This window comes from Rothia halotolerans, from assembly GCF_004136635.1.
Classification (GTDB): Bacteria; Actinomycetota; Actinomycetes; order Actinomycetales; family Micrococcaceae; genus Rothia; species Rothia halotolerans.
On sequence record NZ_NOIU01000001.1, the window covers coordinates 123,770 to 138,919 of the forward strand.

10 protein-coding genes are annotated in these 15,150 nt (G+C 71.1%); all 10 read right to left on the reverse strand.

From position 1 onward, the window contains the following. Positions 1-103 precede the first annotated feature (103 nt). Entirely contained in the window at positions 104-1,708 is a 1,605-nt protein-coding gene (guaA, locus tag EWV39_RS00655; RefSeq protein ID WP_193554664.1) for a glutamine-hydrolyzing GMP synthase, read from the reverse strand. 106 nt (positions 1,709-1,814) lie between these two features. Next, positions 1,815-2,378, reverse strand: a complete 564-nt coding sequence (locus tag EWV39_RS00660) for a DUF3817 domain-containing protein (protein ID WP_129656383.1) — start codon at positions 2,376-2,378, stop codon at positions 1,815-1,817. Between the two features lie 6 nt (positions 2,379-2,384). Then, entirely contained in the window at positions 2,385-3,428 is a 1,044-nt protein-coding gene (locus tag EWV39_RS00665; protein WP_129656384.1) for an SURF1 family protein, read from the reverse strand. Positions 3,429-3,540: 112 nt separating this feature from the next. Next, positions 3,541-4,668: a GuaB3 family IMP dehydrogenase-related protein gene (locus EWV39_RS00670; RefSeq protein WP_129656385.1), complete on the reverse strand. Its 1,128-nt coding sequence runs from the start codon at positions 4,666-4,668 to the stop codon at positions 3,541-3,543. 37 nt (positions 4,669-4,705) lie between these two features. Continuing rightward, entirely contained in the window at positions 4,706-6,223 is a 1,518-nt protein-coding gene (guaB, locus tag EWV39_RS00675; protein ID WP_129656386.1) for an IMP dehydrogenase, read from the reverse strand. Positions 6,224-6,415: 192 nt separating this feature from the next. Next, on the reverse strand, positions 6,416-7,795 hold the full coding sequence (locus EWV39_RS00680; protein ID WP_129656387.1) for a DUF3100 domain-containing protein: 1,380 nt from the start codon (positions 7,793-7,795) through the stop codon (positions 6,416-6,418). Positions 7,796-8,125: 330 nt separating this feature from the next. Beyond that, positions 8,126-10,390, reverse strand: a complete 2,265-nt coding sequence (locus EWV39_RS00685) for an acyltransferase family protein (protein WP_129656388.1) — start codon at positions 10,388-10,390, stop codon at positions 8,126-8,128. Positions 10,391-10,454: 64 nt separating this feature from the next. Further along, positions 10,455-12,569, reverse strand: coding sequence for an acyltransferase family protein (locus EWV39_RS00690; protein WP_129656389.1), 2,115 nt, complete (start codon positions 12,567-12,569; stop codon positions 10,455-10,457). Between the two features lie 547 nt (positions 12,570-13,116). Continuing rightward, on the reverse strand, positions 13,117-14,706 hold the full coding sequence (groL, locus tag EWV39_RS00695; protein WP_129656390.1) for a chaperonin GroEL: 1,590 nt from the start codon (positions 14,704-14,706) through the stop codon (positions 13,117-13,119). A gap of 51 nt (positions 14,707-14,757) precedes the next feature. Then, entirely contained in the window at positions 14,758-15,054 is a 297-nt protein-coding gene (groES, locus tag EWV39_RS00700; RefSeq protein ID WP_129656391.1) for a co-chaperone GroES, read from the reverse strand. Between the last annotated feature and the right edge of the window lie 96 nt (positions 15,055-15,150).

A 15,150-nucleotide genomic window follows, 5' to 3' on the forward strand; every position in this document is an offset into this window, starting at 1 on the left:
GCAGGGATGCGAAGAGGCCCGCCGCCGCCCCGGGCGGGGGCGGCGGCGGGCCTCGCACCGTCCCGGGGAGCCTACGCGGCGGCCGGGGCGGGCAGCGGGAGGATCACTCCCATTCGATGGTTCCGGGGGGCTTGGAGGTCACGTCCAGCACCACCCGGTTGACCTCCTGCACCTCGTTGGTGATGCGGTTGGAGATCCGGGCGAGCAGGTCGTAGGGCAGCCGGGACCAGTCAGCGGTCATCGCGTCCTCGGAGGAGACCGGGCGCAGCACGATCGGGTGGCCGTAGGTCCGGCCGTCGCCCTGGACCCCCACCGAGCGGACCTGCGAGAGCAGAACCACCGGCATCTGCCAGACCTCCTCGTCCAGCCCGGCCCGGGTCAGCTCGGCGCGTGCGATCGCGTCCGCGGCGCGCAGCACCTCGAGGTTCTCGCGGGTGACCTCGCCGATCACCCGGATGCCCAGGCCCGGGCCCGGGAAGGGCTGCCGGGCCACGATCTTCTCGGGCACCCCCAGCCGACGGCCGATCGCGCGGACCTCGTCCTTGAACAGGGTGCGCAGCGGCTCCACCAGGTCGAAGTTCAGGTCCTCCGGGAGCCCGCCGACGTTGTGGTGGGACTTGATGTTCGCGGTCCCCTCGCCGCCGCCGGACTCGACGACGTCGGGGTACAGGGTGCCCTGGACCAGGAACTTGATGTCCTCGCCCTGGCCGCCCAGCTCGGCGATCAGCTTGCGCTGGGCGTCCTCGAAGGAGCGGATGAACTCCCGCCCGATGGCCTTGCGCTTGAGCTCGGGGTCGGTGAGCCCGGCCAGCGCGCCCAGGAAGCGCTCCGACTCGTCGATGGTCACCACGCGGATCCCCATGGTCTCGGCGTAGTCCCGCTCGACCTGCTCGCGCTCGCCCTCGCGCAGCAGCCCGTGGTCGATGAAGAAGCAGGTCAGCTGGTCGCCGACGGCCTCGTGGACCAGGGCCGCCGCGACCGAGGAGTCGACGCCGCCGGACAGGGCGCAGATGACCTGCGCGTCCCCGACCTGCTCGCGGATCCTCTCGACCTGCTCCTCGATCACGTTGCCGGTGGTCCAGGTCTGCTCGAGTCCGGCGACGTTGAACAGGAAGCTCTCCAGCGCCTGCTGGCCGAAGCTGGAGTGCCTCACCTCGGGGTGCCACTGGACGCCGCCGAGCTTGCGCTCCTCGTTGACGAAGGCCGCCACGGGGGTGCGCTCGGTGGTGGCCAGCACCTCGAAGCCGGCCGGCGCTTCGGTCACCGAGTCGCCGTGGCTCATCCAGACGTTCTGCATCACGGGGGTCCCGCTCAGGAAGGAGGCCCCGCCGTCGGCGAGGGTCGCGTCCGTCGCGCCGTACTCGCGCAGGCCGGTGCGGGCCACGGTGCCGCCGAGGGCCTGGGCCATCGACTGGAAGCCGTAGCAGATGCCGAAGACCGGCACCCCCGTCTCGAGGAGGGCGGGGTCCAGGGAGGGCGCGCCCTCCTCGTAGACGCTGGAGGGGCCGCCCGTCAGCACGAACGCGGCGGGGTTCCTGGCCATCATCTTCTCGACCGGCATGGAATGCGGGACGATCTCGGAGTAGACGTTGGCCTCGCGCACGCGCCGCGCGATCAGCTGGGCGTACTGCGCGCCGAAGTCGACGACGAGTACCGGTCGCTCCTCCAGTTCGGCGGAGACCGGATCAACGGTGTGGGTCACTGACATGTCCTCTGGAGTCGGTGGAGGGAGTGGGGGGTGCGCCCCGGCGACGGAGCGGCACCAGTCTAGGCTACATCCCCGCGTCGGAGGTCGGCCCCCGACGGCGGGCGGGCTAGTAGCGCTTGGTGGACTTGGGGTTGGCGCGCAGCTGCGAGAGCGTCTCCCGGTGGATCCGCCGCTCGACGATGAAGGAGAGGAACGGCACGACTCCGCCCAGCGCCATCACGATGAACTGCGGGAAGGGCCAGCGCATCAGGAACCAGACCCGGAAGCAGGCGATGAGGTAGACGACGTAGAACCAGCCGTGGACGATCAGGACCCAGGTGGAGAGGTTCAGCCCGCCCACCAGGTTGCCGGTCTCCAGGTTCAGCCAGCCCACCGCGACCGTCTCCCCCGTCGAGGCGTCCCGGCCGCCGGCGATGAGGTCGTAGCCGATCGCGTAGCGGGAGATCATCTCGGCGACCAGCAGCAGCAGGAACGTGCCGGAGATCCAGGCGCAGTACTTGTAGAAGGTCAGGGAGCCGCGGATCTGCGACTGGGTCCCGGCGAACTTCCGGCGCGCGACGCGCACGTTGGCCGCCTTCTCCGGGCTGGCGTCCGGGGGCAGCGGCACCTTCTTGCCGTCCGTGCGCTCCACGGGGCGCGGGGTGCCGTGGGGGCCGGGGGTCTCAGACACGTTCGGTCACTTCCGTTCTGGGTTCGGGGATTGCTCGGAGCGCGCCGCGGCCGGCTCCGACGCGGCCGGCTCCGGCTCGTCGAAGTAGAAGTACTGCTCGGCCTCGGCGTCGTAGTAGAAGTACCGCCCCGTCTGCTCCTCGTAGAAGAAGCGGCCCTCGCGGGCGGGGACGATCTCGTAGAACTTCTCGGGGTGGGCGCGGCGCTGATAGGAGTCGGCCAGCATCCGCCACCAAAGGTAGAGCGCGAAGCCGGCGAAGACAACCCACTCGAGCGCGTAGAAGATGTTGAGCCAGTCCATCGACTCGTCGGTCACCTGGTCGGCCCGGATGGTCTCGAGGCCCTCGGCGGGCGCGGCCAGGGCGGCGTCGTCGTCCAGGCGGCCCTGCTCGTCCAGGGGCAGGGGCGAGCCGGCGGGGACCTCCGCGTTCGCGGTGACCAGGCCGGAGTAGAGCGGGGCGTCCCACAGGTTGGTCAGCTGGGCGGTGGCGGCGGCGCCGAGCACGGTCGGCTCCCCCATCCCGGAGGAGGACCCCTCGGAGGCCTCGTCGACGAGGTTGCTGGCGACCGGCGCCTCGTTAGCGATCAGCCGCCCGGCCAGGGTGACCCGGCCGGCCGGCTCGTCGTAGGCCGCGGCCGCCTCCGGATCCTCGACGAACCCGCGGGCGACGCCGACCGAGTAGGTCGCGTCCGGGTCCGCGATCTCCGAGTCCGTCGAGGCCACCGGCGCCTGGCCCTCCGGCACGAAGCGGGTCACGACCCAGTAGCCGGACGTCCCCTCGTTGACCCGGTTGGCCACCAGGACGGTGCTGTCCGGGACGTAGGCCCCGGTGGTCTCCACCATCGAGTCGGCCTCGGAGGCCAGGACCGGCTCGAGCGCCTGGACCTTCCCCTCCAGCGGCTCCACGACCTCCTTGGCGGGATCCTCGTGGATCTGTCCCGAGGACGCCGAATCCAGCTGCCACTGGCTCAGCAGCATGAAGCCGGTGGCCAGCAGCAGGGCGAGCAGGAGCCCGGCCAGCCACCGCGGGGTCAGAGCGAGTTTAAGCACGCTGTCCAGCGTATCGAATCATCCTGGGAGACGGCTCATCGAGCGGGGCGGATCACAGCGGCGGGCGGGCCCGGGGCCGCCCGCAAGCGCCGGGCTCCTCCGGCCGCCTCGGCTACAGCCGGTTGGTGATGACCACCTCGGAGCGCTGGAACTCCTTCAGCGTCGAGTAGCCCGTGGTCGCCATCGCCCGGCGCAGGGCGCCCACCAGGTTGGAGGTGCCGTCCACGTGGTTCGAGGGACCGTGCAGCACGGTCTCGAAGGAGCCGACCTGACTCATCTGCGTGCGGGCGCCGCGAGGGAACTCGTGGTGGTGCGCCTCGGGGCCCCAGTGGTAGCCGCGGCCCGGCGCGTCGGTGGCGCGGGCCAGCGGGGCGCCGATCATCACGGCGTCGGCCCCCATGGCCATGGCCTTGACCATGTCCCCGGAGACGCCCAGGCCGCCGTCGGCGATCACGTGCACGTAGCGGCCGCCGGACTCGTCGAGGTAGTCCCGGCGGGCGGCGGCGACGTCGGAGATGGTGGTGGCCATCGCGGCGTGGATGCCGAGCGCGCGGCGGGTGGTCGTCGTCGCGCCCCCGCCGAAGCCCACCAGCACGCCCGCCGCACCCGTGCGCATCAGGTGCAGCGCGGGAGTGTATCCGGCGGCCCCGCCGACGATCACCGGCACGTCGAGCTCGTAGATGAACTCCTTGAGGTCCAGCGGCTCCTGGTTCTGCGAGACATGCTCGGCGGAGACCGTGGTCCCCCGGATGACGAAGACGTCCACCCCCGCGTTCACCACGGTCCGGTAGAACTCCTGGGTGCGCTGGGGCGTCAGCGAGCCCGCGACGACGACGCCGGCCTCCCGGATCTGCGCCAGCCGCTCGGTGATCAGCTCGGCCTTGATCGGCTCCGCGTAGATCTCCTGCATCCGGGAGGTCACCCGCGGCATGTCGTCCCCGGGCAGCAGCGAGATCTCGTCCAGGTACGGCTGCGGGTCCTCGTACCGGGTCCACAGGCCCTCGAGGTTGAGCACGCCCAGGCCGCCGAGGCGGCCGAGCTCGATCGCCGAGGCCGGGGACATCACCGAGTCCATCGGGGCGCCCAGCACCGGGGCCGGGAAGGAGAAGGCGTCGATCTGCCAGTCCGTCGAGACGTCCCGGGGATCCCGGGTCCGCCGGGCCGGGACCAGGGCGATGTCGTCCAGCGAGTAGGTGCGGCGTGCCCGCTTCGAGCGCCCGATTTCGATGTCGTAACTCACGGTCTTCCTTTCGCGGGCCGCGCGGCCCGGGCGCGGCTCAGCGGCGGTAGTTGGGGGCCTCGACGGTCATGGTGATGTCGTGGGGGTGGGACTCCTTCAGCCCCGCCGGGGTGACCCGCACGAACCGGCCCTTGTGCTTGAGCTGGTCGATGTCCGGGGAGCCGACGTAGAACATCGTCTGGCGCAGGCCGCCCTCCAGCTGGTGCAGCACCGCCGAGAGCGGGCCGCGGTAGGCCACCTGGCCCTCGATGCCCTCGGGGATGAGCTTGTCCTCGCTCTTGACGTCGGCCTGGAAGTAGCGGTCCTTGGAGAAGGAGGCCTGCTTGCCGCGGGTCTGCATCGCGCCGAGCGAGCCCATCCCGCGGTAGGCCTTGAACTGCTTGCCGTTGATGAAGATCAGGTCCCCGGGCGACTCGTCGCAGCCGGCGAGCATCGAGCCGAGCATGACCGAGTCGGCGCCGGCCACGATGGCCTTGCCGATCTCGCCCGAGTGCTGCAGGCCGCCGTCGGCGATCAGGGGGACGCCGGCCGGGATGGTGGCCTTGGCGGACTCGTTGATGGCCGTGATCTGCGGGACGCCGACGCCGGCGATGATGCGCGTGGTGCAGATCGAGCCGGGGCCGACGCCGACCTTCACGGCGTCCGCGCCGGCGTCGACGATCGCCTGGGCGCCCTCGCGGGTCGCCGCCTGGCCGCCGATGACGTCCACGTGGGCCGCGGCCGGCTCCTTCTTGAGCCGGGCGATCATGTCCAGCACGCCCTGGGAGTGGCCGTTGGCGGTGTCGATGAACAGCGCGTCCACCCCGGCCTCGACCAGGGTCATCGCGCGCTCGTAGCCGTCACCGAAGAAGCCGACGGCGGCGCCGACGCGCAGGCGGTCCTCCTCGTCCTTGGTCGCGTTCGGGTACTGCTCGGTCTTGGTGAAGTCCTTGACGGTGATGAGGCCGGTCAGGCGGCCGGCGTCGTCGACCAGCGGGAGCTTCTCGATCTTGTTGCTGGCCAGCAGCTCGAAGGCCTCGTCCTTGTGCATCCCCTCGTGGCCGGTGATCAGCGGCATCCGCGTCATGATCTCCTCGACCCGGCGGGTCTCGAAGTCCTCCTCGGGGAGGTATCGGGTGTCGCGGTTGGTGATGATGCCCAGCAGGACGCCGCCCTCGTCCACCACGGGCAGGCCGGAGATCTTGAAGTGCCCGCACAGGTCGTCCAGCTCGCGCAGGGTGGCGTCCGGGGTGATGGTGACCGGGTTGGTGATCATCCCGGACTCGCTGCGCTTGACCCGGTCCACGTGCTCGGCCTGGTCGGCGATGGAGAGGTTGCGGTGGATCACGCCCATCCCGCCGAGGCGGGCCATCGCGATCGCCATGCGGGAGTCCGTCACGGTGTCCATCGCCGCGGAGATGATGGGGCTGCTCAGGGAGATGCGCTTGGACAGGCGGGTGGTGGTGTCCGCCTCCGAGGGGTTGACCTCGGTGTTGCCGGGAAGCAGCAGGACGTCGTCGTAGGTGAGGCCGACGAGGCCGAAGGGGTCGTCCGAGAGTGCTGTGGGCTGAGTCAAGGGGGATGCGACCTTTCGCGTTGCGCGTGGCTGGCGCCCGCTCCCGGTCACGCGATGCCCGCGGGTGCCGGGGTGCGGGGAGAAGAACTTCTGTAGGTCATCATAGACGCGCCCGGGCCGTTACGCCGAGTCGGCGGCGGGCGCGGGAGGTCCGCGGGCCCCGCGCCCGCCGCCGGTCGGACCCGCCGCGAGCTACCCCACCAGGCCCAGCACGAACTCCGCGATGATCGTGGAGCAGACGAAGGTCGCGGCGATCCCGACGACGCCGACCGGCACGATCTTCCAGCCGATCGAGCGCAGCATCGGCATGTCCTTGCCCAGGCTCAGCCCGGCGACGGTGAGCATCATGGTGATCACCGAGAGGAAGTCCACCGACTCGGAGGCCTCGGCCACCCACCCGGCCACGGGCGAGATCGGCGAGGAGACCAGCATGCCCAGCGTCACCAGCACGATCAGGGCGGGGACCTTCCCCCGGCTGATCCGGGTGACCCCCATGGACACCGCGACCAGGGCGGCCAGCAGCAGGTAGGTCCACACCATGTCCCAGGTGAAGGACCGCTCCGCGATGACCGCGACCACGAGCCCGGCCCCGCACAGGATGGCCAGGATGTTCCACAGCGGGACCCTCACCTCGGGTCCCTGCGTCATCGCGTCCTTGACCGCGTGCAGCTGCTCGGTGGCCATGGTCCCGATGCTCTTGCGCCCGGTGGCCTCGGCGTCGCGGTTGCGGGTCAGCAGCCGGTAGAACCGGTCGGCCACCGGCAGCGAGACCCAGACGCCCAGGTAGATCCCGGCCAGGCTGGCGATCAGGTTGGCGGTGGTGGCCAGGGCCAGGATCTGGTCCTGCATCTCCGGATGCGCAGCGGCCACCGCCGAGGCGCCGGCCGCCATCATGGAGCCCGAGCCGATGCCCGAGCCCATCGCCAGGGCCAGCGGGTCGAAGATGCCCAGCGACGTCGCCAGGGAGGCGATGAGCGTGGCGATCACCGCGCCGAAGACCGAGCCGAAGACGTACATGGACAGCACCCCGCGGTACTGCGGGGAGTCGGAGCCGAAGCGGTTGGTGACCATGGCGAAGGCGGCCTCGCGGTCCACCGAGAAGGTCGCGCCCACCGTGGCCGGGCCCATCCGCAGCAGCACGGCCAGCGGAAGGGCCAGCAGGATGGTGCCGAAGACGTTGCCGAACTCCTGGAGCAGCAGGGCCGGTCCCGCCTCGAGGATCAGCGGGATGTTCGGGCCCATGGTCAGCGAGAGCCGCGCGCACAGCAGCAGCACCGCCACGCCCATGATCAGCCCCGCGGCGTGCTGCAGGCCGGCGGGCATGGGCTTGAGCTTCTGCGCGGAGAGGACGGCGGCGAGGATCAGGCCCCAGATCATCGGGAGCATGGTGATCGAGGCCGGGCCGAGGGAGATCTCGGCGGGGCCGATGGCCTGGGCCAGGCCCGCGATGACCACGATGAGCGCGACCAGCAGCCACAGCTGCGGGGTCCGGAAGGTGTAGAGGAAGGCCTCGCCCGCCGACGTCGCGCGCCCGGGCGCCGGGGCGACGCTGGGCTGGGGGTTCTGTTTCATGCTGGTTCTTTCGCGTAGGGGCCGAGGCGCTGGAGGGGCCGGCCCGGTCCGTTCCCGGCGGGGTGGTCGGCCCGCGGCGTCGTGCAGGGGGCTCATCCCCGAGAAAGTGGTCTCCGCCACCCCGGGGTGTTCCGCATAACATTGTGCACGCGGAAGATCACGACGCCGTTACACACCGGCCCACCTGCGCGAATCCCTGCGAACTCTCCGCAGGCCGTCCTGTTTTCCGTGATTCGGCGGTGCTGGATGCAGGTTCCCGTGGTCGCCGTCCGCTCGACCGGTCCTTCGGGAGGCGGGGCGGCCCGCCCCGCCTCCCAGATCGGGCGGGCGCTACGGCATCGCGCCGGCCCCGGGGGCGGCGCCCTCCGGCGTCGTGCCCTCCTCCCCCGCCTCGGGCGGCAGCGGGTTGCCGAGCTCGTCGTACTGCTGCTCCCCGGGCTGCGGGGCGTCCGGGTCGCCGAAGCCGCGCTCGCCGTCCGGGCCGGTCCACGTCGGCTCCACCAGGGCGTCGCCGAAGCGCTGGTCGAAGAAGGGGCCGGTGGACCTCACGTAGGTCGCGGTCAGGTGGTTGTCGTCGATGTAGGTGTAGACGTTGCCGACCGCCGGCGGGCAGCTGCCGTCCGGGCAGACCAGGTCGTCCATGTCCACCGAGCCGTAGCCGGGGATCTCCTCCCGCCACGGCAGGGTCGGGTCCGGGGTGTACGCGGTCACGTGCTCGAAGGTGCAGTCGTCGAAGCTCCCGTTCTCCTCGCAGTCCCAGTGGGATTCGCCGAAGCGCGCGTTGTCCCGAATGCCGACGACGTTGACCCCGCGCTCGGTCCAGTGCCGGACCTGCTCCTCCGTGCCCGGGCGGATGACCTCGGCGAGGCCGTCGTAGGTCGACTGCGTCGACTGGATGACCAGCGTGTCCGGGTTCTGGTCCTCGATGAACGACTCGGCGCGCGGCAGCCACTCCTGGCAGGCTCCCGAGAAGGCGTTGTCCTCCTCGGTGGTGAAGAAGCAGCCGGGGTGGCGGACGAAGATCAGGTCCCAGTTCTGGGAGCTCGCGGTCTCCTTCATCGCCGTGATCCACTGCTCCGTATGGCTGTTGCCCACCGCGACCACGGTCCGCTCGGGATCGGGGTTGTCCACCACGTGGTAGCACTGGTCGTCCACGAGGCCGTGCAGGTCCATGTCGGGCTCGTCCGAGCACCAGGAGCCCATGCCGTCCTGCCACGCCCAGTCGTCCGCGCGGTCCAGCACCGTGGGGATGAGCCCCGGGTCGGGGTCGCCCTGGTACCGGTAGCCCGGGTCCAGCATCTGCGCGCCGGGGTTGTTCTTCCACGCGTTGGCCTGGATCTGGTGGTTGACGTAGACGATGCGGCCCTGCCACGCGGCGACCGCCCCGAGGCCTACCGCCAGGCATCCGACGACGACCACCAGCGAGCGCCACCGCTTGGCCTCGGACCACTTCCAGCGGCGCAGCGGCGTGTCCACCATCCGGGTCACCAGGACCGATCCCGCCAGCGCCACGCCGAGGATGCCGACGCCGGCGAAGAAGTCGGCCTTCTCCCGCCCCACCCGGTCCAGGTAGAAGACCAGCAGCGGCCAGTGCAGGAGGTAGAGGGCGTAGGAGTACGCACCCAGGGAGACCAGCGGCTTCCACGTCAGGATGCGGTCGGCGCCCCACCGTGTGCCGCTCTGACCGGCGACGATCACCAGGCTCGCGGCCAGGGTCGGCCACAGCGCGATGTAGCCGGGGAACATCCCCTCGACGTCGAGCACCGCCCCGCAGATCAGGATCGCGACGACGCCGATCCACGTCATGATCCCGCGGGCCCCGCCGGGCAGCTTGATCCACGGCAGCACGATGGCCACCAGCGAGCCGAGGGCGAACTCCCAGAGGCGGGCGAAGGTGTTGAAGTAGGCCGCCTGCTGGTCGGTAGCCGTCTCGATCACGGAGAAGGTCAGCGAGGCGACGAAGACGCAGCCGAAGACGAAGGCCAGCGTGGCCCGGATCGGCAGGCGCAGCAGCTTCGCGGCGAAGCCGCCCAGGGCGAACAGCAGCGGCCACATCAGGAAGATCTGGCCCTGGATGGACAGCGACCAGAAGTGGCGCAGCGGCGAGGCCGCGCTGGTGTCCGCCGCGTAGTAGTCCACGGAGTTGAAGATCGAGAACCAGTTCTCGTAGTAGAGCAGGACCGAGAGCGCCTCGTGCAGCGTCGGCACCCAGCGGTCCGCCCCCAGGAAGAGGCGGGTCGCGATCAGCACGGCCACGACCGTGAGCACCGCCACCGGCAGGATCCGCTTGAAGACGTGGACCCAGTACTTGGTCAGCTCCTTCCAGCGGATCGGCGTGCCCCGCTCGAGCTTGCCCGTGAAGGACAGCGTCATGAGGAAGGCGGAGATGAACAGGAAGACGTCCACGCCGCCGGAGACCCTGCCGAACCAGATGTGGTAGACGGCGACCAGGAGCACCGCCAGGGCGCGCAGGCCCTGGATCTCGGGACGGAAGGCCCGCTTGGGCTTCTCGGGGGCGGCCGACGGCATCGAGCGCGCCGCCCAGGGGGCCTCCCCCTGTCCGATCGGCGCGCCGCGGTCGTTGCTCTCTGTCATGTATCGATCCTGTACGTCATGTGGTGCCGGCGGCGTGATGCGCCGCGCGATCTGGGCGGGCGGGTCAGAGCCGCGAGGACTCCGCCTGCCGGAGGGCTGCGTCGAGTCGCTGGTCGAAGAACTCCTGGGTGGTGGAGACGAACGTGGCGGTCAGATGGTGCTTGTCCGCGAACGTGTAGACGTTGCCGACCGTGGGCGAGCATACCCCGTCCGGGCAAATCAGGTCGTTCATCTCCATCGTCCCGAAGCCGGGTGTGCCCGAGCCCACCCACTCGTCCAGCGGATTCTCGGCCTGGAGCATCGGGGAGGTGTAGTCGCAGTCGCGGCCGAGGCGCTGGCACTCCTCGTGCGAGACCTCGAAGCGGGGGTTGTCGCGGAAGGCCACGACGTCGGAGCCGGTCGCCGCCACCTGCTGGACCATCTCCTCGGTTCCGGGACGAATATACTCCCCTTCCGGGCGGTCCCTCACGAAGGCCGAGGTCGTCCCCTGCATGAAGACGACGTCGGCGCCGTAGCCCATGACGAACTCCTCGGCCCGGGGCACCCATCCGGCGCACTCGGCGTCGGAGGCGTTGTCCTCCGGCGTGGTGAAGTGGCAGCCGTGGCGGACGACGACGACGAGGTCCCACCCGCGCTCCTCGGCGGTGGCGATCAGGGCGGACAGCCAGTGCTCGGTGTGGCTGTTGCCCACGGCCAGCACCCGCTGGGTCGGCTCGGGGTCGGAGACCGGATGGGCGCATTCGTCCTCCTCCAGGCCGTAGGTCTCGAGGCCGTCCTCCGAGCAGGGACGGGTCTCCATGGACCAGTCGGTGGAGCGGGCGGAGGCGTAGGGCAGGCTCGCCCCGGTCGCCTCGCCCTCGGCGTCGCGCGTCGACGCGGCGGGCTCCATCGACTCCCCGGAGAGGACGGTCGCCCCCGGGTTCCGCGTCTCGGCGTTCTTCGCCACGTACGCGTCGGTCATGTACGCGATCCGCCCCTGCCAGGCCCCGACCGTGCCCAGCACGAGGAACCCGCAGGCGCCGCAGACCGCCAGGGCCCGCAGCCGGCGGGCCTCGGGCCACCTCCAGCGACGCAGCCGCGCGTCCACCTGCGAGGTCAGCACCAGCGAGAGGAGGAGCGAGACGGCGATGATCGCCAGGCCCGCGAGCGGACCGGCCCGCTCGCCGCCGTCGAAGAGCAGGTAGAAGACCAGGATCGGCCAATGCACCAGGTACAGCGCGTAGGACCGTCCGCCCAGGTAGACCATGGGGCGGGAGGCGAGGAGGCGGTCGATCCCGAGGCGGCTCCGGGTGTCCCCGGCGATCACGACCATCGCGGCCGCCGCGGTGGGCATCAGCGCGGCGTAGCCGGGGAACGCCCCCTCGATCTCGAGCACGAGGCCGCACAGGACGATCGCCGCGACGCCGGCCCAGCCCATCGCCACGCGCAGCCGGGCGGGGAGGCGGAGGGAGGGCAGGGCGAGCGCGACGAGCGAGCCCAGCGCGAACTCCCACAGCCGGGCGACGGTGCTGAAGTAGGCGGCCTGCTGGTCCGCGGCGGTGTAGTAGACGGAGAATCCCAGCGATCCGGCGAAGACGAGGCCGAAGATCAGGGCGAGGGCGGGACGGACGCTCCAGCCCCGGCGTCGTGCCCAGAGCCCGCCCAGGGCGATGAGGAGGGGCCAGAGCAGGAAGACCTGCCCCTGGACGGACAGCGACCAGAAGTGCCGCAGCGGGGAGGCGAGGGAGGCGTCGGTCGCGTAGTAGTCGACGCCGGTCGCCGCCGAGAACCAGTTGGAGGTGTAGGTGACGACGGCGAGGGACTCCCCCATGATCTCGTGCCACCGGGAGGCGGGGTACCAGAGCCGGGTCGCCAGCAGGACGCCGAGCACGGTGAGCACCGCGAGCGGCAGGATGCGCCGGAACACGTGAGTCCAGTAGCGGCTGACCTGCCGGAAGCCCAGCGGCTCGCCCGCCTCGAGTTTGCGGGTGAAGCTCCAGGTCAGGAGGAAGGCCGAGATGAAGAGGAACACGTCCACGCCGCCGGAGACCCGGCCGAGCCAGACGTGGAAGACCACCACGAGCAGGATCGCCAGGGTGCGCAGCCCCTCGATCTCCGGGCGGAACCGGCGGAGTCCGTCATGCTGCTCCGCTGCGTCCGGCGGCGCGGGAGCGGCTGGGGGCGTGGAGGTGGGTCGCATGGGTTCAGGCGGCCGCCGTGCGGTCGCGGAGCTCGCGGGGCGGCTCCGAGAACCGGGTGCCTCGGGCGGCGTGCGGCCGGAATATCCCTTCTGCTCGGCCCGGGAAGGCGGCGGACCGCGTCCTGCGGACTCCGGTCCCTCGCCCACGGGCGCGGCTGCGCCGGTGCTCGGGCTGACGGGCTGGTTCTCCTGCTCGGCCAGCGGGGGCCGGGGCAGTGCGGCCGGGCTCGACGCTTCCGCGGGAAGGGCGCCCGGGCCGCCCGGCAAGCTTATCGGCTCGGCAGCCCCGGCGGAAACGCGCTTCCCCGTCAGGACCCGGCCGACCAGGGCGGATGGGGAGCGGATAGGGAACGGAAGGAGCCGCGGTCGGGGCGCGGCGAGGCCGGGCAGCTGGCCCGAGGAGGGGCAGCGGACGAGGCGAGAGGGCTGAAGGGGCGGGGCTAGAGGGAATCAAGGGGGCGGTGAACGGACGAGGGCCCCGCGACGGGTGTCGCGGGGCCCTCGAGCGGGGAGGAGCGGGCCGCAGGGGCCCGCATCCGGGCGAGGCTCAGTCCTCGTCCTCCTCCTCCGGCTTGTCGACCACGAGGGTCTCGGTGGTCAGCACCAGCGCGGCGATCGACGCCGCGTTCTCCAGCGCGGAGCGGGTCACCTTGACGGGATCGATCACGCCGGCGGCCAGCAGGTCGCCGAACTCGCCGGTCGCGGCGTTGTAGCCCGAGCCCGGCTCCAGATCCGCCACGCGGGAGGCGACGACGTAGCCGTCCGCCCCCGCGTTCTCCGCGATCCAGCGCAGCGGCTGGACCAGCGAGCGGCGCACGATGTCCACCGCGGTGCGCTCGCCCTCGGTGACCAGGCCCAGGTCCTCGTCCAGCGCCTTGCCGGCGTGGACCAGGGCCGAGCCGCCGCCGGCCACGATGCCCTCCTCGAGGGCCGCGCGGGTCGAGGACACGGCGTCCTCGATGCGGTGCTTGCGCTCCTTGGCCTCGACCTCGGTGGCGGCGCCGACCTTGATGACCGAGACGCCGCCGGCGAGCTTGGCCAGGCGCTCCTTGAGCTTCTCGCGGTCCCAGTCCGAGTCCACGCGCTCGACCTCGGCGCGCAGCTGGGCCACGCGCTCCTGGAGAGCGTCCTCCGAGCCGCCGCCGTCGACGATCGTGGTGTTGTCCTTGGTCACCGTGACCCGCCGGGCGGTGCCCAGCTGGTCCAGGCCCACCGAGTCCAGGCTGATGCCCAGCTCGCTGGTGACCAGCTCGCCGCCGGTCAGGACGGCCAGGTCCTGCATGATGGCCTTGCGGCGGTCGCCGAACCCGGGGGCCTTGAGGGCCACCACGTTCAGGTTCCCGCGCATCTTGTTGACCACCAGGGTGGACAGCGCCTCGCCCTCGACGTCCTCGGCGATGATCGTGAGCGGCTTCTTAGCCTGCACGACCTTCTCCAGGACGGGCATGAGCTCCGCGACCGAGGAGATCTTGCCCTGGTAGAGCAGGATCGCCGAGTCCTCGAGCACCGCTTCCTGGCGCTCGGCGTCGGTCACGAAGGACGGGGAGAGGTACCCCTTGTCGAACTGCATGCCCTCGGTGACGGAGAGCTCGATCTCGGTCGAGGAGCCGTCCTCGATCGTGATGACGCCGTCCTTGCCGACCTTCTCGAAGGCCTCGGCGAGCAGCTCGCCGATCTGCTCGGACTGGGCCGAGATCGCCGCGACGTGCGCGACGTCCTGGCCCTCGACCTCGCGGGCGTTCTCCAGCAGACGGGCCGAGACGGCCTTCACGGCGGCCTCGATGCCCGAGCGGATCTCGCCCGGGGCGGCACCGGCGGCCACGTTGCGCAGGCCCTCGGCGACCAGCGCCTGGGCGAGCACGGTCGCGGTGGTGGTGCCGTCGCCGGCGACGTCGTTGGTCTTGGTGGCGACTTCCTTGGCCAGCTGCGCGCCGAGGTTCTCGTACGGGTCGTCGAGCTCCACCTCGCGGGCGATGGTCACGCCGTCGTTGGTGATCAGCGGGGCGCCCCACTGCTTGTCGAGGACGACATTGCGGCCGCGCGGGCCGAGAGTCACCTTGACGGTGTTGGCGAGCTTGTCCACACCGGCTTGGAGGGCCTTGCGGGCAGCGTCGTCGAATTCCAACTGCTTTGCCATCGGTTTCAATGACTCCTTAGGGATGTGGTGGTGCCGGGACGTGCACCGAGACTACTTCTCGACGACGGCCAGCACGTCACGGGCGGAGAGCACCAGGAAGTCCTGGCCCGAGTACTTGACCTCGGTTCCGCCGTACTTGGAGTAGATGACGACGTCGCCCTCGTTGACGTCCACGGGGATGCGGTTGCCCTTCTCGTCCACGCGGCCGGGGCCGACGGCGACGACCTTGCCCTCCTGGGGCTTCTCCTTGGCGGTCTCGGGGATGACCAGGCCGGAGGCGGTGGTCTGCTCGGCCTCGACGGGCTGAACGACGATGCGGTCTTCGAGGGGCTTGATGGAGACGGACATGAGTGACCTTCTTCCCTAGATGGATCAGTTCCTGGCGTGAGCCACGGGACGTGCCAACCGTCGTCGCGGTGCCGATTGAGCGCCGGGCCCAGTTAG

Coding starts and splice junctions, on each gene's coding strand:
- EWV39_RS00680 (WP_129656387.1), bottom strand. CDS start 7,795: ATGAAACAGAACCCCCAGCCCAGCGTCGCCCCGGCGCCCGGGCGCGCG.
- guaA (WP_193554664.1), bottom strand. CDS start 1,708: ATGTCAGTGACCCACACCGTTGATCCGGTCTCCGCCGAACTGGAGGAG.
- EWV39_RS00685 (WP_129656388.1), bottom strand. CDS start 10,390: ATGACAGAGAGCAACGACCGCGGCGCGCCGATCGGACAGGGGGAGGCC.
- groES (WP_129656391.1), bottom strand. CDS start 15,054: ATGTCCGTCTCCATCAAGCCCCTCGAAGACCGCATCGTCGTTCAGCCC.
- groL (WP_129656390.1), bottom strand. CDS start 14,706: ATGGCAAAGCAGTTGGAATTCGACGACGCTGCCCGCAAGGCCCTCCAA.
- EWV39_RS00690 (WP_129656389.1), bottom strand. CDS start 12,569: ATGCGACCCACCTCCACGCCCCCAGCCGCTCCCGCGCCGCCGGACGCA.